Annotated in this window: 21 protein-coding genes and 1 pseudogene; 10 read left to right on the plus strand and 12 right to left on the minus strand. The window is 62.7% G+C overall.

Annotated elements, in window-relative coordinates; genetic code table 11:
• Positions 1-108 precede the first annotated feature (108 nt).
• On the plus strand, positions 109-1,758 hold the full coding sequence (ettA, locus tag X730_RS148780; RefSeq protein WP_023826587.1) for an energy-dependent translational throttle protein EttA: 1,650 nt from the start codon (positions 109-111) through the stop codon (positions 1,756-1,758).
• A 338-nt stretch (positions 1,759-2,096) separates the two neighbouring features.
• Here ettA and X730_RS148775 read toward each other — a convergent pair whose 3' ends face one another.
• Complete coding sequence (locus X730_RS148775) at positions 2,097-2,873, minus strand: DpnI domain-containing protein (protein ID WP_023826588.1); 777 nt, start codon at positions 2,871-2,873, stop codon at positions 2,097-2,099.
• A gap of 157 nt (positions 2,874-3,030) precedes the next feature.
• Between X730_RS148775 and tam the strand changes: the two genes are divergently transcribed.
• Positions 3,031-3,810: a trans-aconitate 2-methyltransferase gene (gene tam / locus X730_RS148770; RefSeq protein WP_031197051.1), complete on the plus strand. Its 780-nt coding sequence runs from the start codon at positions 3,031-3,033 to the stop codon at positions 3,808-3,810.
• Positions 3,811-3,941: 131 nt separating this feature from the next.
• Complete coding sequence (locus X730_RS148765; RefSeq protein WP_023753544.1) at positions 3,942-5,063, plus strand: beta-ketoacyl-ACP synthase III; 1,122 nt, start codon at positions 3,942-3,944, stop codon at positions 5,061-5,063.
• On the opposite strand, the gene X730_RS148760 is transcribed toward X730_RS148765, so the two are convergent.
• Positions 5,064-5,630, minus strand: coding sequence for an isoprenylcysteine carboxylmethyltransferase family protein (locus X730_RS148760; RefSeq protein ID WP_023668240.1), 567 nt, complete (start codon positions 5,628-5,630; stop codon positions 5,064-5,066).
• Between the two features lie 196 nt (positions 5,631-5,826).
• Here X730_RS148760 and X730_RS148755 point away from each other — a divergent pair, with 196 nt between their 5' ends.
• Positions 5,827-6,438: an MOSC domain-containing protein gene (locus tag X730_RS148755; RefSeq protein ID WP_023753543.1), complete on the plus strand. Its 612-nt coding sequence runs from the start codon at positions 5,827-5,829 to the stop codon at positions 6,436-6,438.
• A gap of 59 nt (positions 6,439-6,497) precedes the next feature.
• On the opposite strand, the gene X730_RS148750 is transcribed toward X730_RS148755, so the two are convergent.
• Positions 6,498-7,340: an SDR family oxidoreductase gene (locus tag X730_RS148750; RefSeq protein ID WP_023729364.1), complete on the minus strand. Its 843-nt coding sequence runs from the start codon at positions 7,338-7,340 to the stop codon at positions 6,498-6,500.
• A gap of 145 nt (positions 7,341-7,485) precedes the next feature.
• Positions 7,486-8,448, minus strand: a complete 963-nt coding sequence (locus X730_RS148745; protein ID WP_023668243.1) for a D-amino acid aminotransferase — start codon at positions 8,446-8,448, stop codon at positions 7,486-7,488.
• A 152-nt stretch (positions 8,449-8,600) separates the two neighbouring features.
• Between X730_RS148745 and X730_RS148740 the strand changes: the two genes are divergently transcribed.
• A complete protein-coding gene (locus X730_RS148740; protein ID WP_023735978.1) occupies positions 8,601-9,107 on the plus strand; it encodes a hypothetical protein in 507 nt (168 codons plus the stop codon).
• Between the two features lie 6 nt (positions 9,108-9,113).
• On the opposite strand, the gene X730_RS148735 is transcribed toward X730_RS148740, so the two are convergent.
• Both X730_RS148735 and tsaA read right to left on the minus strand, forming a co-directional pair.
• Entirely contained in the window at positions 9,114-9,428 is a 315-nt protein-coding gene (locus X730_RS148735) for a DUF2293 domain-containing protein (RefSeq protein ID WP_023668245.1), read from the minus strand.
• Positions 9,425-9,931, minus strand: a complete 507-nt coding sequence (tsaA, locus tag X730_RS148730; RefSeq protein ID WP_023712421.1) for a tRNA (N6-threonylcarbamoyladenosine(37)-N6)-methyltransferase TrmO — start codon at positions 9,929-9,931, stop codon at positions 9,425-9,427. The genes X730_RS148735 and tsaA overlap by 4 nt, the downstream gene beginning before the upstream one ends.
• Positions 9,932-10,097: 166 nt before the next feature.
• Here tsaA and X730_RS148725 point away from each other — a divergent pair, with 166 nt between their 5' ends.
• On the plus strand, positions 10,098-11,120 hold the full coding sequence (locus tag X730_RS148725; RefSeq protein ID WP_023688015.1) for a metalloregulator ArsR/SmtB family transcription factor: 1,023 nt from the start codon (positions 10,098-10,100) through the stop codon (positions 11,118-11,120).
• On the plus strand, positions 11,120-12,037 hold the full coding sequence (gene metF, locus X730_RS148720) for a methylenetetrahydrofolate reductase [NAD(P)H] (RefSeq protein WP_023688016.1): 918 nt from the start codon (positions 11,120-11,122) through the stop codon (positions 12,035-12,037). The genes X730_RS148725 and metF overlap by 1 nt, the downstream gene beginning before the upstream one ends.
• 449 nt (positions 12,038-12,486) lie before the next feature.
• Here metF and X730_RS148715 read toward each other — a convergent pair whose 3' ends face one another.
• Entirely contained in the window at positions 12,487-13,404 is a 918-nt protein-coding gene (locus X730_RS148715; protein ID WP_023804318.1) for a DMT family transporter, read from the minus strand.
• A gap of 211 nt (positions 13,405-13,615) precedes the next feature.
• Between X730_RS148715 and X730_RS148710 the strand changes: the two genes are divergently transcribed.
• Positions 13,616-14,836 (plus strand): alanine racemase, encoded by a 1,221-nt coding sequence (locus X730_RS148710; protein ID WP_023826590.1) that lies wholly within the window; start codon positions 13,616-13,618, stop codon positions 14,834-14,836.
• Here the strand turns inward: X730_RS148710 and X730_RS148705 are convergent.
• Positions 14,833-15,564 carry an SDR family oxidoreductase gene (locus X730_RS148705; RefSeq protein ID WP_023823179.1) on the minus strand — a complete coding sequence of 244 codons (732 nt, stop codon included), beginning with the start codon at positions 15,562-15,564 and terminating at the stop codon, positions 14,833-14,835. The genes X730_RS148710 and X730_RS148705 overlap by 4 nt on opposite strands.
• Before the next feature lie 131 nt (positions 15,565-15,695).
• Here X730_RS148705 and X730_RS148700 point away from each other — a divergent pair, with 131 nt between their 5' ends.
• Positions 15,696-16,595 carry a LysR family transcriptional regulator gene (locus X730_RS148700; protein WP_023826591.1) on the plus strand — a complete coding sequence of 300 codons (900 nt, stop codon included), beginning with the start codon at positions 15,696-15,698 and terminating at the stop codon, positions 16,593-16,595.
• 25 nt (positions 16,596-16,620) lie between these two features.
• On the opposite strand, the gene X730_RS148695 is transcribed toward X730_RS148700, so the two are convergent.
• Positions 16,621-17,850 (minus strand): lytic murein transglycosylase, encoded by a 1,230-nt coding sequence (locus X730_RS148695; protein ID WP_023682152.1) that lies wholly within the window; start codon positions 17,848-17,850, stop codon positions 16,621-16,623.
• A gap of 32 nt (positions 17,851-17,882) precedes the next feature.
• The gene (locus X730_RS148690) at positions 17,883-18,605 is read right to left on the minus strand and encodes a glycoside hydrolase family 25 protein (RefSeq protein WP_245260015.1); all 723 of its coding nucleotides are present in this window, start codon (positions 18,603-18,605) and stop codon (positions 17,883-17,885) included.
• 358 nt (positions 18,606-18,963) lie between these two features.
• On the opposite strand from X730_RS148690, the gene X730_RS148685 reads away from it, so the two are divergent.
• On the plus strand, positions 18,964-20,343 hold the full coding sequence (locus tag X730_RS148685; RefSeq protein ID WP_023826592.1) for a serine hydrolase: 1,380 nt from the start codon (positions 18,964-18,966) through the stop codon (positions 20,341-20,343).
• 123 nt (positions 20,344-20,466) lie between these two features.
• Here the strand turns inward: X730_RS148685 and X730_RS148680 are convergent.
• Both X730_RS148680 and X730_RS148675 read right to left on the minus strand, forming a co-directional pair.
• Positions 20,467-21,123 (minus strand): annotated as a pseudogene (locus tag X730_RS148680) (methyltransferase domain-containing protein); the annotation flags it as partial.
• A complete protein-coding gene (locus X730_RS148675) occupies positions 21,120-22,418 on the minus strand; it encodes a DUF3419 family protein (protein WP_031197058.1) in 1,299 nt (432 codons plus the stop codon). The pseudogene X730_RS148680 and the gene X730_RS148675, both read right to left, overlap by 4 nt.
• Positions 22,419-22,435: the final 17 nt, after the last annotated feature.

The following is a 22,435-nucleotide window of genomic DNA, read 5'->3' on the forward strand; positions in this document are numbered from 1 at the left end:
ACCCGGCTTGAAATGGCAAAAGCGATTGCCGTTCGGCCCGGCATCGCCTACATAGCGGCCAACCTCCATTCAATCCGACATTTCGGTCAATCATCAAGGGAAGCGCGCGTGGCACGCCAGTTCATCTATCACATGGCCGGCCTCAACAAGGCCTATGGCACCAAGAAGGTGCTTGAGAATGTCCATCTCTCCTTCTATCCCGACGCCAAGATCGGCATCCTCGGCCCCAACGGCTCGGGCAAGTCGACGATCCTCAAGATCATGGCCGGGCTCGACAAGGAGTGGAACGGCGAAGCCTGGCTGGCCGAAGGCGCCACCGTCGGCTACTTGGCGCAGGAGCCGGCACTCGACCCGGACAAGACCGTGTTCGAGAACATCATGGAAGGTGTCGCCGCCAAGACCGCCATCATCGAGCGCTACAACGAATTGATGATGAACTACTCCGACGAGACGGCCGATGAGTCCGCCAAGCTCCAGGACGAGATGGACCGGCTCAATTTGTGGGATCTCGAACAGCAGGTCGAGATGGCGATGGAAGCGCTGGGCTGCCCGCCCAAGGATTCCGAGGTCACCAAGCTTTCGGGCGGTGAGCGCCGCCGCGTCGCGCTCTGCCAGCTGCTGCTGCGTCAGCCCGACCTCTTGCTGCTCGACGAACCGACCAACCATCTCGACGCCGAGACCACGGCGTGGCTGGAAAAGCATCTGCGCGCCTATCCCGGCGCCGTGATGATCATCACCCACGATCGCTACTTCCTCGACAATGTCACGGGATGGATCCTCGAGCTCGATCGCGGCCGCGGCATTCCCTATGAGGGCAACTACACCAAATACCTCGAAGCCAAGGCCAAGCGCCTCAAGCAGGAAGGCCGCGAGGACGACGCCCGCCAGCGCGCTATCGGCCGCGAGCGCGAGTGGATCCAGTCCAGCCCGAAAGCCCGCCAGACCAAGTCCAAGGCGCGTATCCAGGCGTTCCAGGACCTGCTGGATGCAGCCGACAAGCGGCGTCCGAGCGATACGCAGATCGTCATTCCGCATGGCGAGCGGCTCGGCAATGTGGTGATCGAGGCGGAAGGCCTGTCGAAGGGCTTTGGCGACACGCTTTTGATCGAAGGCCTGGAATTCAAGCTGCCGCCGGGCGGCATCGTCGGTGTCATCGGCCCGAACGGCGCCGGCAAGACGACGCTGTTCCGCATGATCACCGGCCAGGAAACGCCGGATGCCGGCTCTGTCCGCATCGGCGAAACGGTGAAGCTCGGCTATGTCGACCAGAGCCGCGATGCGCTCGATCCGTCAAAGACGGTGTGGGAGGAGATTTCCGGCGGCGCAGAAGTGGTCAAGCTCGGCAAGTTCGAGGCCAACACGCGCGCCTATTGCGCGTCGTTCAACTTCCGTGGCGGGGACCAGCAGCAGAAGGTCGGCAACCTCTCCGGCGGCCAGCGCAACCGCGTGCATTTGGCAAAGATGCTGAAGACCGGCGGCAATGTGCTGCTGCTCGACGAACCGACCAACGACCTTGACACGGAAACGCTGGCGGCGCTCGAAGACGCGCTGGAAAACTTTGGCGGCTGCGCCGTCATCATCTCGCACGATCGTATGTTCCTCGACCGTCTGGCCACCCACATCCTCGCCTTCGAGGGCGACAGCCATGTCGAATGGTTCGAGGGCAATTTCGAGGACTACGAGCAGGACAAGATCCGCCGGCTCGGCCCCGAGGCCGTCAACCCGCACAGGATGACCTACAAGAGGCTGACGCGGTGATAACTGCCGGAATATTCGAAACCGTCGAAATCTAGGCGGCTTGGAACTGAACGACAAATCGCTTCGCTAGCGTCTCGCTAGCGAAGCGTCCGACTTCTTCGTAGTCGGGAGAATGTTCTGCGCTATCTGGTGATTTCAGAACAACAAAACCATCCGCTTCCGCAATGATCTGAAACGTAAGGTCCTCACTCTCAACAGGCGTCGAATGACGTGCACCGCAATTCGGGCACTCGTCATCGCACCTACAGGACCACTCATCGGCCCAATGCTCGCTGCATCTGTAGCATTCGTAGTGATTGGCATACCATGCCATTGGAAGAAGCTCTCGTGTCGTTACGTCATGGCGGACTACGTCTAACACGATAGCGACCACGGGACACAAAATCGAGATATCGATTATCTCTGAGGCGCTGCAATTGCTGACGAATTTTTGGCCGCACATTCCTGTTATTTGGATACAGCAAACTCAGTCGTCCTTCGAACGCATAAATTTGCTCGATATCGAACTCTGGAGAACCAATTAAGTCGATGCATTTCATGACTTCGATTAGCCAGCCGCGCGCGTCCGCGTCTTCCTGACGAAGAAAGAGCGTCTTTTGCCATTGTGCGAAGACGGTTTCTTTCGGAACCGCGACACCGTTTCGAACAATGTGGATTCGCCCCGAGTCCGGTATACGACCGAGCAATATGTTGGAGCCGATCCAGCCTGCTCTTCTGGCCGTTAACGCCAGTGGGCTCCTTTTTTCGATTATGTCGGGGACGAAGAAGTGCTTTGGCACCATAAAGACGTTCAATACCGCCATCCGCACCAAATCATAGTTCAGCAATATCAAATTCGGGTTGGTTGAAGATGCCAATCTCTCGATTTTGGTAAAGTACGCTCCGTCAGCAACCTTTGCGCCGAAGGTTTTCTTCTGGCTCTTCAGTTCAAACTGATCATTGCAATTGCTGCAGAGAAAGTCGGCGACAGGCAGGTTTGCAGGAAACTGAGTAACATGAGAGCTGGCGCAGTTAGGGCAGTAAATCCATTGCGAAACCCACTGTTCGGTCCAAATTCTGGCCCGCTGCGAGCCACTGCTGTACTTTGTTTGAGCCTCTTCGAAGCCAAATTTCATCGATGATCAAAACCATTTGGAAGATGCAGACAGGTCGAACTTACCGGTCGGCGACGAACGCAATCAAGAGCCTCGTATCGCGGCAAAGCGAGTTGCGCTTTTGGCTTCGAATGATATCAGCATGCGTCCGGATCAAGCACAGAGATCGGATAGGATGATGACTGAGCGCGAAGACTGGTCCGCCGCCCAATATCTGAAATTCGAGGATGAGCGCACGCGGCCCGCGCGCGATCTTGTTGCGCAGGTGCCGGTGGATTTCCCGCGCCGGGTCGTCGACATCGGCTGTGGGCCGGGTAATTCGACCGAGCTGCTGGTCGAGCGCTGGCCGGATGCCGAGGTGAGCGGTTTCGACACCTCGCCCGACATGATCGAGAAGGCGAGGGCGCGCCTGCCCAGCGTCAATTTCGACCTCGCCGATGCCTCGACGTGGCAGCCGGCCGAGCCGGTCAATGTCATCTTCGCCAATGCCGTGTTCCAGTGGCTGCCCACCCATCCGGCTGTGTTTCAGCGGCTGATGGGCTTTCTCGCCCCCGGTGGCGCGCTCGCCGTCCAGATGCCCGACAATCTGCTTGAGCCGTCGCATCAGGTGATGCGCGAGACGGCCGCCGAAATGCCGTTCGCCGCCAAGATGGCAGGTGCTGCGCGCGGACCGCTGCCGGCGGTGTCGTTCTATTATGATCTCTTGTCGCCGCTCTCCGACCGGGTGGATATCTGGCATACAGCCTACAATCATCCGCTGACCGACGCCGAGGCGATCGTCGAATGGGTGAAGTCGACGGGGCTGAAGCCTTTCCTCGATCCGCTGGACGCCGGCGAGCGCAAGACCTTCCTCGACAGCTACACGGCCAAGATCACCGAGGCCTATCCGAAGACCGCAAACGGCAAGGTGCTGCTGCGCTTTCCGCGTATCTTCATCGTCGCCAAGCGGGCCGGCTAGCACTCCCGATGACATCCGGCCACAGCCTATGGTTTAAGCCGGCGTAAACCGGTGGGGTGAGAAAAGTGTTGTGTCGCGCCCCTTCGTCGTTCACATGAGAACGACAACGCCTGCGCATGGACGGACTGGATATGCATCGCGTCATCATCAGCGGCATTGGCGTTGAAATCCCTGAAGCCAAGATCACCAATGAAGAACTGGTCGCCAGCTTCAATGCCTGGGTCGACACCGAGAATGCACGCCGGCAAGGCACGGATGAGACGCTGCTGCAGAAATCCGACAGCGCCTTCATCGTTCATGCCTCGGGCGTCCAGACCCGGCATGTGATCGAGCGCGAAGGCATTCTCGATCCGACCCGCATGGCGCCGCGCATTCCGGCGCGGCCCGACGATGCGCTGTCGCTGCAGGCCGAGTTTGGAGTGGCCGCGGCCCGGAAGGCGCTCGACCATGCCGGCCTGAAGCCGTCCGACATCGACCTGGTGATCTGCTCGGCCTCGCACCAGCAACGGCCCTATCCGGCGATCGCTATCGAAATGCAGGAGGCGCTGGGCACCAAGGGCGCCGGCTTCGACATGGGGCTTGGTTGTTCATCGGCCGCGGCCGCCTTGCACATTGCGGCCAATCTCGTGCGGGCGGGTGCGCACAAGCGCGTGCTGGTGGTCACGCCGGAGATCATCACCGGCCATCTCAATTTCCGCGATCGGCAGACGCATTTCATCTTCGGCGATGCATCGGTGGCGATGGTGGTCGAGGGGCTGGGCGAGGGCGAGAGGCGGCCGGGGCGTTTCGAGGTGCTGGACACGCGCACCTGGACGCAGATGTCGAACAATATCCGCACCAATCTGGGCTATCACACCCGCACCGCCCAGGACGATCCTTACATGATCAACCTCGAAGGCAATCTGATCAAACAGGTCGGCAACAAGGTGTTCAAGGAAGTCACCGTCGCCGGCCACAAATTCATTGTCGAATTCCTCGCCGAGCACGGGCTGACGCCGCAAGCCATCAGGCGATTCTGGCTGCATCAGGCCAATGCGCGAATGAACGCCATGATCCTGAAACTGGCCTTCGGCCACGAGGTCGACCATGACCGCGCGCCGATGGTGCTGGAGCGGCTCGGCAACACCGCCGGCGCTGGCGCCATCATCGCGCTGTCGGAAAACCACGCCGACATGAAGCCCGGCGATTTCGGCGTGCTGTGCGCCTTCGGCGCCGGCTATTCGATCGGCGGCGCGCTTTTGCAGATGCTGTAATCAGGCCGGCATGAACGGCACCAGCATCGGTACGCTGCGGGCATAATCGTCATAGGCGTTGCCGAGTTCTCCGCGCAGAAAGCGTTCCTCCAGCCTTGCCTTCATGACGATGCCGATGGTGAGAAGAATCGCGCCGGCGATTCCCCAGACCGTGCCTTTGGCCGCCATTGTGGCAAGCATCGCCAGAAGCAGTCCGGTATAGATCGGGTGGCGGACCATTCTGTAGGGACCGGTGTCGACGACACGGTGCTCGGCCTTGGCCGTCACCGAAGCCGACCAGAGACGGCCGAGATGCAACCGCGCCCACCAGGCGAACAACAGGCCAACGGCAACAAGCCCTGCGCAGATCCACGCTTCGGCAAGGGTCGGAAACCAGAATCGCAGCCGGCCGGCATAGCCATGCGCGGGAATGAACAGCAGCACCGCGCCGATCAACCACAAAGCGCGATAGCGAAGCTCCTCCTGGATGCCGGCACGCTTTTTCGCCGGGTCGGCCCAGAAGGCGGCTAGAAACCAGGACACGACCCAGATCAGCCAAAGCAGCGCGATTGCAGTCCCGGGACGCATGGAAACCTCCGCAGACTTGTCTCACCATGAGGCCGGTGCAGCACGGCGGCAATGCGGCGCAGTACGATAGGATATGCGATCCGCGGTAAGAAGATCGTGATCGGCTGCCATCAGCCCGCTTGATCGGATCATCATTGCTTTGGACTGGACCGGGCTCATGGCTATCGCTAATGCGACCTTGCACAAGGAGTAAGCCATGCTGGATCTTTTCCCTGAGGCTCCGATCGAGATCATTTCAGCGCGAAAACTCGTAGCCAGGGTGACGGCGCTCTACGCCGCACCGTCGAATCACTTCCAGACGCGCCCAGTGGAAGGATTGCAACTCGGTTTCGAAGGCATCGACGGCGACTTCCACGCCGGCGCCACCCGTCGTTCCGGCGGTCGCGAACCCTGGTATCCGCGCGGCACCGAAATCCGCAACGAGCGGCAGATATCAATCGTAGCAGCGGATGAACTCGCCGTCGTTGCCGAGCGGATGGGGCTGGCCGAGATCAAGCCGGAATGGATCGGCGCCAATCTGCTGATCGAAGGCGTGCCGCATCTCTCGATGCTGCCGTCAGGCACGCTGCTGTTCTTTAGAGGTGGCGTGACGATCAAGGTCGATGCGCAGAACGGGCCTTGCCGGCTTGCTGGACGTTCGATCGCCGAAAACGCCGGGATGGCCGATCGGGAGGCCGGCGCGCTGGCCTTCCCGAAGGCGGCGAAACGGCTGCGCGGTCTCGTTGCCTGGGTCGAGAAACCGGGTCGTATGACAACAGGGGAAGAGATCTCGGTGCGCGTGCCCGAGCAGTGGATTTATCGATCCTAGTACCGGGCTAGGGCACGGGCTGCGCCGCCGGGGCGACGCAGCCGGATTTCAAGACGCGCTCAGGCCGCCTTGCGGTTCTTCTTGGCGCCCTGCGCCTCGACGGAAACGTGGTCCCACTTTTCCCACAGCGCGATGCGGTTGGCGTATTCCTGCTTGATCATCGGCAGGCCGCCATCGCCGAAGAAGACGCGCAGCGGCGGCTCGGCCGCGTCGACGATTTCAAGCATCGCCGGTCCGGTGGCCTCGGGGTCGCCGGCGACCGAGTTGGCGCGGCGTTCCGCCATCTTGGCGCGGGCCGGCGCGTAAGCCTCGATCGCTTTGGAGACCTTGGCCGAGGCGCCGGACCAATCGGTGGAGAAGCCGCCCGGTTCGACAAGCGTCACATGGATGCCGAATTCGGCGACCTCGATGCTGAGCGACTGGCTGAAGGCTTCGAGCGCCCATTTCGAGGCATGGTAAAGGCCGAGCGACGCAAAGGCGTTGACGCCGCCGATCGACGAGATCTGGATGATGTGGCCGGAGCCCTGCGCCCGCATGATCGGCAAAGCCGCCTGGGTGACCCAGAGCGCGCCGAACACATTGGTTTCGATCTGGTCGCGGGCTTCCTGTTCGCTGACTTCCTCGATGGCGCCGAAATGGCCATAGCCGGCATTGTTGATGACGACGTCGAGCCGGCCAAAGCGCTTGTGCGCCTCGGCGATGGCCGCTTCGACAGCCTTCTTGTCGGTGACGTCGAGCTTGATCGCGGCGACATTATCGCCGTATTTCGCGACGAGATCGGCGAGCGTGCCGGCATCGCGCGCGGTTGCGGCGACACGGTCGCCGCGAGCGAGTGCGGCCTCGGCCCAGACTCGGCCAAAGCCTTTCGATGATCCGGTGATGAACCAAACCTTGCTTGTCATGACGTGGAATCCTTGCCCATGCAGGCCGTGAACTGGGAAGCGGAGGCTTCTCCGCTTCCGCGATATACGGTGCGTCGAGCGATTTTCCAGAGGCGAGGGGGAATCTTTTTGGTCACGTCATCGTGTGGAGCAGGACCTTCGCCGGTCAGGGATAGCGCACCGGGCTCGACCAGGCCGGGTCGTCATGCTTTTGCCAGTAGAGCGCCATCAAGCGCTTTGTGATCCCGCCTATCTTGCCGTCGGCGACAGCAGCGCCGTCGATCACTGTCACCGGCATGATGCCGCCGGCGGTGGAAGTGATGAAGACTTCGTCGGCAGCCTTCAGCGCGGCAACGCTGACGTCGACGGCCGTGGTGGGAAGCGCTGCCTCGGCGCAGAGGTCGAAGACGGTGCGCCTGGTGATGCCGGGCAGCACGCCGGCGGCTGGCGTCGACAGCCTGCCGTCCTTGACGCAGAACACGTTGAAGCCGGGGCCTTCGGCGACATTGCCGTTGAAGTCGAGAATCAATGCGGTTTCGGCCCCACGGTCATAAGCGTCGTAGAGGCCGCGCACGAGGTCGAGCCAGTGGTAGTTCTTGATCGCCGGATCGATCGAGACCGGCGGAATGCGCACCTTGTCGCTAATGGCGACATGCAGGCCGCGCCGCAACTGCTCGGCATTGGCGACCGAGCCGAAGGGAACTGCGAAGGCCATGAAGCGGTTGACCGCCTGGCGCGGATCGCGGCTGAAGGTCGGCGAGGCGCCGCGTGTGCACAGCATTTCGACATAGGCGGCGCGATGGCCCGACAGCGCCACGCAATTGTGCAGAATCTCGGCCACACCATCGCGGTCGGACGGGATCGTCATGCGCAGTTTTTGCAAGCCGGCGAAGAAGCGGTCGAGATGCAGGTCGAGTCGGAAGAAGCTCCCGTCCCAGACATGCACGGTGTCGTAGGTGGCGTCGGAATGCAGAAAGCCCCAATCCAGCACCGAGATCTTGGCTTGCGACATCGGCAGATACTGACCATCGAGAAAGGCGATGCCGTCGGGATAGGAATGCGGATCGATATGGCGATCCGACAAAGCCGGCAATGGCACAATGCTACCGGCTGCTGCGCTTCGGTTCATGGCGATTGGTCCCTTCGGCTTGATGCGGCAGATTCAAGCTAGTGGTCCCCTGCAGGCGGCATAGGGCCACCCAACCATCGCTGTTTGTCCTAGGTAGCACATTCGATATGCCCTATGGTCCGGCTTGAAAATATCCGGCCGGGAGGGGCAAAATGGGCAGATCTTTTCGGACCATCAGCTTTGCAATTTTCCTCGTCTTCGTCACTGGCCATGCCTTCGCGCAATGCGCTCGCGAGGGCGAGGCGCTGTGCCAGAACGGCCAGACCTATCGTTGCGAGAAGATGGGCAGCGAGCTGACGCCGATCTTTCAGAACGTGCCTTGCGTGGTCAACGCGGCGGGGCTCAACGGCGTCTGGACCGGCAGCGGTCATCAAAGTCCGGCCGGGGCTGCCGGCGCCGATTGGGCGATCGCAATGACAATCGGCGATGGCGCCGCGTCGATCGACTATCCGTCGCTCGGCTGCGGCGGATCGTTGACCCAGATTTCTCGCGACGACAGTTCGGCGGAATACCGGGAAAACATCAGCTACGGCCAGGACAAGTGCATCGACGGTGGCGGCATCACCGTCCGATTTTTCAAAGGGAACCTGTCCTGGACCTGGGTTGGCCAGGCCGACGGCCAGCCCTACAATGCGGTTGCCGTATTGAAGCGACGGTAGCTGAAGTTATTCCTCTTCGTCCTCTGCATCGAGCAGGCGCGTGGCGCGCCAACGGGTCAGCACCATGTTTGTTTGCTCGATGACGAAGAACCGCGCCGAGTCGCGGTCATAGCCCTCGGCCAGCAGCTTTTCATAGTCGGTATGGCCGTGCCTGATATGGGCGATCGTCGCCAGCCAGACCGCGATGCCCGGCGGCAGCGTCTTCATGTGCACGGCGCCGGCCTCGGTGCGGATTTTCTCCATATCGGCATAGGGCGCCAGGGGCAGCAGTGCGGTCAGCGCCTTGGCGATGGCGCGGCGGCGGCCGGTGGGCGCGCTCATTTTTCGTCACGCCCGGCAATGGTCGCCTCGGGAAAGGCGTCGGTCGAGGCGAAATAGGGCTTGATGTCGATCACCGGGGTGCCGTCGAGCACATCGATGGCGTCGATGGCGATGCGGCCGTGGTCGATGTCGACGGCGATCAGCCTGGCGATATGCAGCCCGACTGGGTTCGGCCGGGCAGGGGAGCGCAGCGAGAAAACGCCTTTCGGCTCAGCCGCATGGCGGGGTCTCTGGACAATCAGTGCCCGCGGCGCGTGATGCAGCCAGGACAGGATGACGATGTGGCTGGCCCGCTCCAGCGCAAGCAGGCCGTCGCGATAGGCAGGGTCGATGAGAACCGTGGCCGCCTGTCCGGCCTCGCGCGCCGCGCGCATGTTCTTTGGGCAGGTTTGCCTGGATGTCCATGGCGAGGCGATGCGGCCGATGAACACGATATGGCCATCCGCCGGCATGTCAGCCGGGTCAGTCTGCAGGAGCTTTTCGCCGTCGCGCGTCTCGAACATGGCTTTCGCCCTAGCACAAGTTTGCAGCCGATCGTCAGGGAAAAGCGGTTCTCTCGGGCGGGGACCATGTGTGCGGCATTTTCTTGTCAGGAAGCGACATAGGCCTTGCTATGCCGCCAAAGCTGACATAAACATATGTTTATATCTTTTCAACGAGAATACGCCAATGCATGTTTCGCTCGATACGATGGTTGATACGTTGAAGGCTGCGGCCGAATCGAGCCGGCTCCGCATCCTGGCGCTGCTGTCGCGCGGCGATCTCACCGTGTCCGACCTCACCGAGATCCTCAGCCAGTCGCAACCGCGGGTGTCGCGGCATTTGAAGCTGCTGCTGGAGGCCGGGTTGATCGGCCGCTACCAGGAGGGCTCGTGGGCCTTCTTCCGGCTGTCGGATACGGATTCCGCGCGCGACTTCGTCATGGGGCTGGTCTCTGGCATTCGCGGCGCCGATCCACAGGTCGAGCGCGATCTCGAGCGGTTGGCATCGGTCAAGCGCAAGCGCCAGGACCGTGCCGCCGAGTATTTCTCCGAGAACGCCGCCAGCTGGGATCACATCCGCTCGCTGCATGTGCCGGACCGCGCGGTGGAAGCCGCACTCCTCAAGCTGGTCGGCAAGCGGCCGTTCCAGTCGATGCTAGACCTCGGCACCGGTACCGGGCGGCTGCTGGAGATATTTTCGCCGCTCTACCGGCGCGGCGTCGGCATCGACATGTCGCGCGAAATGCTGACGGTGGCGCGGGCCAATCTCGACAAGGCAGGCATCGCCAATGCGCAGGTCCGCCAAGGCGACATTTTCGCGCCGCCGGTCGAGCGCGACGCCTTCGACCTCGTCACCATCCATCAGGTGCTGCACTATCTCGATGACCCGGCACGCGCCATTCGCGAGGCGGCGCGGCTGCTGCGTCCGGCGGGCCGGCTGGTGATCGTCGACTTCGCGCCGCATGCGCTGGAGTTCCTGCGCGACCAGCACGCGCATGTCAGGCTGGGCTTTTCCGACCGGCAGATCTCAGAATGGTTTGCCGAGGCCGGGCTCGATCTCGAGGATGCCCAGGAATTCGAGCCGCGCGGCGGCAACGAAGCCAGGCTCACCGTCAAGCTGTGGCTCGGCCGCGACCGCCGCATGCTGATGGCCGAGCCTTCCAATGACACCCAACCCACCAAAGCGTACCCTATGGGGGAAATCGCCTGATGAACCAGTTCCGCTTTTCCCGCCGTCCCGACATTGGCGACAAGGTCCGCGTCTCCTTCGAGTTCTTCCCGCCGAAGACCGACGAGATGGAAGCCAGGCTCTGGGACACCGTCACCAGGTTGGAGCCGCTGAAGCCGAGATTCGTCTCGGTGACCTATGGCGCCGGCGGCTCGACGCGGGAGCGCACGGCGCGCACGGTCAAGCGCATCCTGAACGAGACGACGCTGACGCCGGCGGCTCACATGACCTGCGTCGACGCCGCCCGCCATGAGGTCGACGCCGTCGTCCGCGAATTCGCCGATATGGGCGTGAAGCGCTTCGTCGCCTTGCGTGGCGATCCGGCGGCCGGCGTCGGCACCGCCTACCGGCCGCATCCCGATGGCTATGCCAATGGCGCCGAACTTGTCGGAGCGCTGAAGGACGCCGGCGATTTCGACATCTCGGTCTCGGCCTATCCCGAAAAGCATCCGGAAAGTCCGGACTTTGCCACCGATTTCGATATGCTGAAGCGCAAGGCCGACAATGGCGCGACGCGGGCGATCACCCAGTTCTTCTTCGACAACGATCTCTACGAGCGTTATGTCGAGAAGGCGCGCCGTGCCGGCATCTACATCCCGATCGTGCCTGGCATCCTGCCGGTGCACAATTTCACCCAGGTCGCCAATTTCTCGGCGCGCTGCGGCGCGCTGGTGCCGGCATGGCTGGCCGAGCGTTTCGAAGGGCTGCACAACGATCCGCAGACGCATGCGCTCGTGGCGTCTGCCGTGGCGGCCGAGCAGGTGCTCGATCTCGTCGAGCGCGGCGTCAGCGACTTCCATTTCTACACCATGAACCGGGCCGACCTGGTGTTTGCCATCTGCCATATGATCGGCATCCGCTCCCACGAAACAGAGGCAGCTGGATCCGCCGCCGCCTGAGCTTCATCGTGGTATGAAATCTGAAATGCAAAAGGCCGGGCGAAACACCCGGCCTTTCGAATTTGTGGGCTATTGCTGCTGTTCTTCCGCTCCGGCGGTTACGGAAGAACACCTATGATAAGGGCGCCAATGAAGGCAAATGCAGCACAGATCATCAATGCGTTGATTGGCCTCGTAAGTCCCATGTCATAGTCTCCTCTTCAAGAGCTATGGGTGGAGTCTAGGGGCATTTGTGCCACAGGCAAGCGGAAAATATGCTGCAATGCGACGCGATTGTGGAATTTGCGACCTGCCACCTGGCGTTAGGCATTGAAACTCTTCGGCAAAACCCGCTGGTAGCCTGTGAATAAATTGTGACGCGGCCGTGGCGAAAGCGAGGCATGGCAGCGCTACCAGACCTAAAGCGCGTCGTTGTTCCAAAACCGCTGCGCACTTTTGGTCGACAGGCGTTAGCGCCGACTAAACAACCGCCCGTCGATCGTCACCAGGCCAAGCGCGATCAGTGCCATGCCGCAGAACTCGAACAGAGCGAGCCGCTCGCCGAGGAACAGGAGACCGAGCACGATGGCGCTGGCCGGGACGATGAGCGTGACCAGCGAGGCGTTGGTGACGCCGGCCGAGGCGACGAGGTTGAAATAGAGGATGTAGGCGAAGGCGGTGGAGAGCAGCGCCAGCGCCAGCACCGCCGTCCAGACCGGCGGCGAGGCCGAGAACAGGCCGGCCGGGCCATAGGTGAGCAGCACCACCGGGATCATGATGATGGTCGACGCCGTCAATTGTCCGGTGGCGATGACCGGCGAGGGCACGCCCTTGAAGCGGCGGGCAATCATCAGCGCGACGGCGTAAGACAGCGAGGCGCCGATCAGCGCGAATTTCGCCCAGACCGGGCCGCCGAGCCCGGCCAGCAGGCCGGGGCCGATCATGACAGCGGTGCCGGCGATGCCGAGCCCGATGCCGGCAAGCTTGTTCCAGGAGAGCTTTTCGTCCGCTGTCAGCGCGTTGGCGAGGATCAGCGTCCAGAACGGCGTCGTCGCATTGAGCACCGAGGCGACGCCGGCGCCAAGCGCGGTCTGGCCGGCAAAGATCAGCGAGAACGGGACGACATTGTTGGCGAGCGCCAAAAGGAAAAACAGGCCGGCATGCGGGAAGGCGAGGCGGAAGGACGGACCGCGAATGCCGAGATAGAGCTGCAGTGCAATGGCCGCGATGGCAACGCGAAACAGCACCAGCACCAGCGGGTGCATTTCGGCAACGGCGATGCGGGCAAAGAAGAACGAGCCGCCCCAGATGGCGCCGAGCAGCAGAAGCTGTCCCCAGTCCCTCAGCGTCATCGGTCCGCGCTGCACGGCTGTCGTGGCTATTGCCATCGTGAACGTCCTTCCCCGCGGCATCAATGCCAGCCACTCAGGCAGAAGGCATATCGGGTCCGGCGACAAGAGCCACCCGAAACCTGATTGCTGGCAACAGTGCTGCCAGGAGGGTGCGCCGCTGGGTCAGTGCCCGCCAGACACAGAATTGTTTTCTTTGGCCGCTAGCTTGGATTAATTGTGCGCAGCCGAGAAGTCAGGGGATTCGTCCATGCAGCGATTCGAGAATGCCCGCGAGGCGGCGCTGGCGCTTCGGCCGGACGATCCGGTCTACTGCTTTCGCCCGCAGGTGCTGAAGGCGGATGCCAAACAGTTCATGGGCATGTTTCCCGGCAAGACCGCCTACGCAGTCAAGACCAATGGCGAGCAGATCGTGCTGAAGGCGCTGGTCGAAGCCGGCGTCGCCGCCTTCGATGTGGCCTCGCCCGGCGAGTTCGCCGCCGTGCGCGCCGTCTCACCCGACGCCGAGATGCTCTATATGCATCCGGTCAAGGCGCAGTCGGACATCAAGCTTGCGCTGGAAAAATACGCCATCCGCGTCATTTCGCTCGACCATGAGGACGAGATCACCAAGCTGACGCGGGTGGTGCGGGCGCTTGACATCGATCCGGGCTCCATCAGCGTGTTCGTACGAATCCAGACCAAGGGTTCGGCGGCCTATGAACTGTCGAAGAAATTCGGCGCCGGGCCGGCCTATGCGGTGGAACTCGCCGAGCGGCTCAACCGCACCGGCTACAAGGTCGGCCTGTGCTTCCATGTCGGCAGCCAGATCGAGGATCCCGACACCTATGAACGGGCGCTGGCCTCCGCCGATTGGGTGCGCAACCGGCTGACCTTCGACCTTGCGGGCCTCGATGTCGGCGGCGGCTTTCCCGCCGAGTACGGCCATGACCCCAATCGCAAGCAGATCGAGATGCCGTCGCTCGGCCAGATCATGTCGCGGCTGTCGGGCGACCTGAGGGAATACCAGTTCGACCAGATCCCGTTGGTGGCCGAGCCCGGCCGGGTGATCGTGGCGCGCTGCCTGTCGCTGATCGTGCGGGTGCTGCTGCGCAAGGGCAAGCGGCTCTACATCAATGACGGCATCTGGGCGTCGCTGTCGGATTCTTGGACCGGCAAGATCACACTGCCGGCCCGCTTCATCCCCGATCCGGCGATCCGCTCGCGCAATGGCGAGGAGAAGAACATCGTGCCGTTCAAGGTCTGCGGCGCGACCTGCGATTCCGTCGACATCCTGTCGCGGCCGTTCTGGCTGCCGGAAACCGTCGACACTGGCGACTGGATCGAGATCGGCCATATCGGTGCCTATTCGCTGTCGCTGAGAACCCGCTTCAACGGCTTTTATCCCGATACCTTCGTCGAGGTGACGACACCCTTCGATGAAGGCGATGCGCCGCAGGGATTCGCCAGCCTGGAGACAATGGCGGATTAGGCGACGCCTCCACCGGCCTGGATATTCTCGCCGGTCAGCCAGTGGGCCTCGTCGCTGGCCAGGAAGACCGCGACATCGGCAACGTCGCGGGGCGCGCCGATCCTGCCAAATGGAGACATGCCGGCCGCCACGGCGCGATCGCGCTCGGGAAGCAGGTCCGTGTCCGTGAAGCCAGGCGACAGCGCATTCACGGTGATGCCGCGCGGTCCGAGTTCACGCGAGAGCACACGGACGAATTGTTCGACGGCGCCCTTGCTGCCGAGATAGAGCGCCGTTTGCGTGAAGAACATCTTGGTGCCGCCGGTGGAGACCGCGATGATGCGGCCGCCGTTTCGCACACGGCGCGCTGCTTCCTGAAGCACGAAGAACGTGCCCTTGGCATTGGTGCCGAAGACATGGTCGAAATCGGCTTCGGTCGCCTCGGTCAGAGGCTTGATGACGGCGACGCCGGCATTGGCAACCACGATGTCGATCGCGCCGAACTCACTCTCAGCCTCGTCAAACAGGCGATGAATATCCGAGACGCTTGATATGTCGGCCTGGACGGCGATCGCCTTTCCTCCCTTGCCGGCGATGGCGGCCACGACCTCGTCAGCGGCTTCGTGGTTGCCGACATAGTTGACGACGACGGCAGCGCCCTTGGAGGCGAGTCCTTCGGCGATGGCTCGCCCAATGCCGCGCGAACTGCCGGTGACGAGTGCGGTTTTGCCTTGCAAGGACTTGGGCATGATACGTTTCCTTCAATCATTCAGGCCCGTGCCGGTTTCATCTGACGGGTCCGCTAGTCGAGAAATAGGGCCATGCAACTGATCAGATAATGGCCTATTATCTGACTAGCTTGTTAATCTAGGGATACACAATGCGCGGTTCTGAATTCGCCGAGCTCAAGGCATTCGCCGCAATCGTGGAAGAGCGTAGTTTCGTCCGCGCCGCCGCCCGGCTGCGTGTTTCCCCGCCGGCGCTCAGCCAGTCGATTCGGCAACTGGAGGCTCGCATCGGCATCAGGTTGCTGAATCGCACGACGCGTAGTGTTTCACCCACTGGTGCCGGCGAGACGCTGTTTGCGCGCCTTGCCGTTGCGTTCGAAGAGCTGGAGGGCGCCGTAGCGGACATTCAAGCCGCGCGTGATCGGCCGGCGGGTTCGCTACGAATAAACGTGCCGCGTGTTGCCGCGGTGCGGTTCATCGGCCCGATCCTTGGCGACTTCCAACGCGCCTATCCTGATATCGCGCTGACCGTCATCGTCGACGATACGCTGACCGACATTGTTCGAGGACGGTTCGATGCCGGAATCAGGCTTGGCGAGCGGCTGGAGAAGGACATGGTGGCAGTGAAACTGAGCGGGGATTTGCAGATGGCGGCGGTGGCCGCTCCCGTCTATCTCGAAAATCGGGCCATACCGCGCCATCCGCAGGAGTTGCATCAGCACCAATGCATAACATTCCAGTGGCCTGGTGGCGGCAACCTCTATCGATGGGAGTTCGCGCGCGGCAAACGGTCTCTGGAAATCGCCGTCGAGGGCAGCCTGACTGTTAACGACACCGAGCTGATGCTGAACGCGGCGCTGGGTGGAGCAGGCGTTGCCTACATGATCGACTATCAGGTCCAGTCCTGGATCGATGCGGGCAGGCTGATGAGATTTCTAGAGCCCTGGTCGCCCAGCTTTCCAGGGTTCTTCCTGTATCACCCGAGTTCGAGGCACGTCCCCCCGGCTTTGCGGGCATTTATCGACTTCGTCCGGGCAAGGAGTAGGGAATAAGGAACCCAGCTTGGGCAGATTCTACTCACAGTTTCCCCAAAAGCTCCGGCGTCGGCCAGCCGTCGACCGGCATGCCGAGCCGCATCTGTTCCTTGCGGATGGCTTCGCGGGTGTTGGTGCCCAGAATGCCGTCGACGGTGCCGACGTCATAGCCCCTGGCTTCGAGCTTGGTCTGCAATTCCTTCATCTGGTCGCCATTGAGCCCGGTTTCGGGATTGCGCGGGTCGAACTGCTTTGCCCCGGCCAGCCGGCTGGCGAAGTTGGCGGCGGTCAGCGCGTAGGTGAAGGACTGGTTCCATTCGAGATAGACGTCGAAATTGTCGTAGGCGAGGAAGGCCGGACCTTTGCGGCCCATCGGCAGCGCCAGGCCGGCCTTCAGGCCATTGTCGATCAGCGGCGTGCCATCGGGATTGGTGACGCCCCACGCGGCCCATTGAGACAGCGGCAGCTTGTTGGTGCGGCCGGTCTGCTCCCAGGGCATGTCCTCGGGCACGCGCACTTCCTCGATCCACGGCTGGTCGCGTTTCCAGCCGCGCGACAGCACCTTGTTGGCCGTGGTCATGATCACGTCGGGTACGCTGCGCCTGAGGTCGACGATGCCGTCGCCGTCGCCGTCGACGCCCCGCGCGAGATAGTCGGAAGGCAGGATCTGCGTCTGGCCGATCTCGCCGGCCCAGGCGCCGGTGACGTCGGCCGGAACGACGCCGCGATCGATCAGCGTCAACAGCGGCAGCAGTTGCGGCCGAAACAGCTGCGGGCGGCGGCAGTCATGCGACAGCGTCACCAAGGCGCTCAGCGTGTGGAAATCGCCCTGTACGGCGCCGAAATCGGTCTCCAGCCCCCAGAAGGCGGTGATGATCGGCGCCTGGACACCGAACTGCTGGTCGGCGCGCGCAAAGATTTCGGCGTATTTCTTCAGATTGGCCGCGCCCTGCTTCAGCCGGTAGGCCGAGATCATGCGGTTGGAGAACTGAATGAAGGTCTGGGCGAAGACGCCCTGGGCGCGGTCACGCGCGAGCACCTTGTCGTCGATGGTGGCGGCCTCCAGCGCGTTAAGGCCGACAGCGCCGACACCGGCTGCCTTGGCTTCCGCCGCCACGCCTTGCTTCCAGGTTTCGAAGTCGCCGCCGCATTCCTGCGCCGCCGCCGGCATCGCCGTAGCGCCGAGCAGCAGGGCCGCGAGCAGCCCGGAGCGCAGGCGGCTCTTCGACTGTTTCCGGCGTAAATATCCCAGTGGCTGCAGGTAGGTGCGCATGGGACGTCGAAAAGCAGGCGGTAGAGCCGGTGTCAACGGGTGTTCTGCCGCAGCCACTTTTTCCAGGCTGCCTCAGTGCCGTTGAAGACGTTGATATCGGACTTGCCGTTCATGCCGGGCACGATACCGGTTCCGGTGTATTGCCAGAAGGTGAAAGGGTGGCTGCCGTACTTCTGGCGGGGGTGGCCGGCCACCGAGCGCAGCCAGTAGGGATAGCCGCGGAAGGTCGCAAGGTCGTTATCGTCGAAGAAGTCGACCGAGGTGTAGATGATCGGCTTCTTGCCATAGTGCCGCTCGATCATCTCGAGAAAGGTGGTCATTTCGGCCCGCACCGTCGCTGAATCCGGGCGCAGCCGGCAGGTCGGCGATTGCGGGTTCCACTCCATGTCGAGCACCGGCGGCATGGCCGAGCGGTCGACGGGCACGTTCTGGATGAACCAGCGCGCCTGGGTGGCGGCAGGCGTGCAGAAATAGAAGAAATGGTAGGCCGCGCGCGGAATGCCATTGGCCTTGGTGCGCGACCAATGCTCGTTGAAATACTCGTCGAAACGGTCGCCGCCCTCGGTCGCCTTGATGAAGGCGAAGGAGATGCCGCTGGCCTTGGCCGTCGGCCAGTCGACCGAGGTCTGGTATTTGGAGACGTCGGTGCCGTGAACGGCATAGTTCCAAGGCGCGCCGCTATCCCATTCATGCGGCTTGGAGTCTTCGAAACGCGGTGCGCGCACGGCAACCGTCGGGCTGCTGGATGGCGACATCGAGGGCACGAGATCGCCGGCGGTCGAGCAGGCGGCCAGCAGCGTCAACGTGATGAGGGCCGCGAAACGGCGCATCGCATTTCCCGAGCCGGAATCAGCCGGTCGCTGTTGGGTTGTCGTTGCAGGTGCCCCTCAGGCGATCGCCCCACAGCATCGCCTGATACGCTATTTTCGTGCATGTCGTTGTTCCAAAACCGCTGCGCACTTTTGGGCGACATGCACCAGTGATCGCCGATCATGGTTGATAACAGGTTGACGGCGCTCGACAAGAACACCGATTTTGCGGAAGCAATGGCGGCAAATCGATGACATAAATCGGGCCGCAAGCCACCGGCAGCCGAAAAGCAGGGACGGAAAGATGCGGATCGCCGTGAAGATCATCAAATGGCTGCTCGGCCTGGTCGTGTTGGCCATAGCCGCCCTGTTTACCTGGCTCTACGTCGCGCCGCCCGAACTGATCCGCGTCGGTTCCGGCTATTCCGCCAAGATTGTCTGCTCGAACGTTTTTATCGCCGGCCGTGATCCCAATGAGGTGCTTGCCATCGACGTGCAGGCGCCCGGCCATCCGCTTCTCAGGCTGATGAAGGTGTCGGTCGACAAGAACAGGGGGACCGTCTCGGCCGGGCTGCTTGGCTTCCTCGGCAAGAGCGTTGCCGTTGCGCGCGCCGGCCTGGGTTGCGCCTCGGTTCCCGATGGCGACGTCGGCAAGGCACGGCGCACGTCAATCCCTGCCGAGGCGTCGGCGGCCACCAAGGGCGATCTGTGGCCCGAGGGAGATCGAGTCGATGCCTCGCAAAATCCCGAAATCAACAAGATCCTCGACGGTGCGGCGATGACCGGCATCGGCATGCGCGCCGTGGTGGTGGTCAAAAATGGCCACATTGTTGCGGAGCGTTATGGCGACGGCTTTTCGGCGAAAACGCCGCTGCTGGGCTGGTCGATGACCAAGACAGTCAACGCCGCGCTCGTCGGCACGCTGGTCAAGGACGGCAAGATGGCGGTGACCAATCAGGGCCTGTTCGGCTCATGGAAGGCGGACGGCCGCGCCGCCATCAGCCTTGCCGATATGATGGCGATGTCGAGCGGACTCGAGTTCAACGAGGATTATGGCGACGTTGCCGATGTGACGCGCATGCTCTACCTCGAACCGGATATGGCGGGCTTCGCCGAGGCCAAGCCGCTGACCGGCGACGTCGGCAAGGTCTTTTCCTATTCGAGCGGCACGGCGGTGATGCTGTCGCGGCTGTGGCAGGATGCTATCGGCGACAAGGACAAGGCGCTGATGTGGCCAAGGGCAGCGCTGTTCGGGCCGCTCGGCATGCAAAGCGCGGTGCTCGAAACCGACGAGGAGGGTACCTTTGTCGGCTCATCCTACCTCTATGCCACGGGGCATGACTGGGCGCGGTTCGGCCAATTCCTGCTGCAGGGCGGCGTCTGGAACGGCAACCAGATCCTGCCGGCCGGTTTCGTCGACTGGATGCGCGAACCGGCACCGGCCTCGAAAGTCTACGGCAAGGGGCAACTTTGGATCGAAGCCCCGGGGGACGAAGGAAATCCCGGCGCCGGCGTCGCCGCCGGCCTGCCCAACGATACCTACTGGATGGAGGGCCATGACGGCCAGACGGTCGCCATCATCCCGTCGGAGCAACTGGTGGTGGTGCGGCTGGGGTTGACGCCGGCCAAGCTCGGCTACCGGCCGCAGGTGATGGTCGGCGCGCTGATGAAGGCACTGCGCTAGCTCCCTTTACCCTCCCCTTGATGGGGAGGGCGGGGGCGTAGCGCCGGGCGGGGTGCCTGGCACTTCACCCCTACCCGCGCCTTCAGCGCGACCTCCCCCATCGAGGGGGAGGTAAGAGTGCGCGATCTTGACGACCGCCAGCCAGGCATAGCCGCGATATAGCGCGCGGAAACAGAAGCTTGCGCCGGTTCGCCGAGATTCCGATTCCAAGACTTCGCGCAATGATTCACGTGGGGTGACATGGAATTTCTTGAGCCAGCCGCGCAGCAATGTCCGGAACCAGTTGGGCAAGCCTTCCTGCTGGCCGAAATCGACGACATGCAGCGAGCCGCCGGGCGCGAGTGCCGCAAGGGCTGCCGAAACCGTCTTTTCCCAACCGGGGATCATCGACAGCGAATAGGACACGAAGATGCGGTCGAAGCGCTCGACGCCGAACAGCGTCTTGGCGTCGAAATCGGTGGCGTCGCCGCGCGCCAGCACGGCGCGGCCGGACAGGCCGTCGCGGCCGATCGCCTTGCTCGCCGTCTCCAGCATCTCGGCCGAGATGTCGAGGCCGTAGAGGCGGGCGTCGGGATAGCGGCGGGCGGCAAGCGCGATGTTGCGGCCGGTGCCGCAGCCAAGTTCGAGCACTCTGCCATTCGCCGGCACATCCAGCCCGGCTATCATCTGGTCGCGGCCAAGCAGATAGTATTTGCGGGTCAGGTCGTAGATATGGCGTTGCCAGCGATAGACGCCGTCCATCAGTTCGGCATGGTCGGCCGGCAGCTCGCTCGCGCTCATGCCGCGCGCTTCACATAGAGGTGGAAGCCGCCATAGATGGCCGAGCGGTCGCGGGCCGAACAGTCGCGCGAGGCCTCGTCCTCGTAGGTCCACTGGTCGAGCAGCGAGATCGAGACGCGGCCCGGCAGCAGGCTGGGCTCGGCGGCGGTACGGAAGATGACTCGGGCGCCGACCGAGGCGGTGCGGGTGATCTCCGACCAAAGGGCATTGAGCTGGTCGTCCGTCATCCAGTCCTGCGCGTCGAGCAGGACGAAACGGTCGACGGTGCCTGCGTCCTTGCCGGCCAGAAATTCGATCAGATTGGCGTGGTGGATGCCGACGCGATCGACATTGTTGCGGATCGCCTTGTAGTTGGCCTCTTCTAGATAGGCGGGCAGGGCGGCCTCACCCGGATTGGGATAGCGACGGGCGAAGGCTTGCCAAGCGAAGTAGTTGTTCTTCAGCGGAAAATCGCAAGCGAGCTTTTCCAGCCGGGCCTTCAGCACGCTGGCCATCGAACCATCGCCCGAGGTGATCAGCGAATCGTACTGCGCCGGCGGAATGCCGAGGCCGAACAGCGAAGCCTTGCGCGAGGTAGCCCAGCGCAACAGCTTCTTGTCGAAGACCGGCGCCAGCTCTTCGTTGAAGAAGCGGCGCTGGTCGGCGAGGCTCTTCGACGCCATGATACCGGCGGGATCGACGCCGAAGAATTTGGCGATGCGGTGGCCCATGGCGATGAACAGGCCGAGCAGGCCGGTCTGGTAGAAATTGCGGTCGAAGACGGTGATGCGCCGGCGGCCGCGCCAGCTGCGACGCTCCCAATAGTGGCGGCTGACCGGGTCGAGATGCGGCGCGATGAAGCGGTCATAGGCTTGCGAATTGTGGTTGGTGTCGGCGGCGCCGAAGAAACGGAACAGATCGCCCTGCGAGGGCAGATGCCGCACCGCCTCCAGCTTCATCCGGTTCAAGGCGATGTGGGCGGCGTTGAGGTCGACCGCATCGACGCGTTCAGGCGAGCGGGTGAGGTAGGCGAGGATGTTGCAGCCGCCCGACGCTATGGTGACGACGCGGTGGCCCTGGCCAAGCTGCATGGCCTCCATGTCGACTTCAGGGTCTTCCCAGATCTGCGGATAGACGAGACCGGAAAACAGAAGCGCAAACAGCCGTTCGGAAAGGCCGGCCTTCGACAGCGGGCGGTTCTGGTAGACGGCCTTTCCAACTTCCTTGCCGCGGCGAAAAACGAGATCCGAGGAGACGTCCGTCATGGCAAAGTGATTCCCCATTTGCTTTGCCGCAAGCGGGTAACTCAGGGGCATGACAGGCGGGTGACAGC

It is taken from the genome of Mesorhizobium sp. L103C131B0 (assembly GCF_000502275.1).
GTDB lineage: Bacteria > Pseudomonadota > Alphaproteobacteria > Rhizobiales > Rhizobiaceae > Mesorhizobium.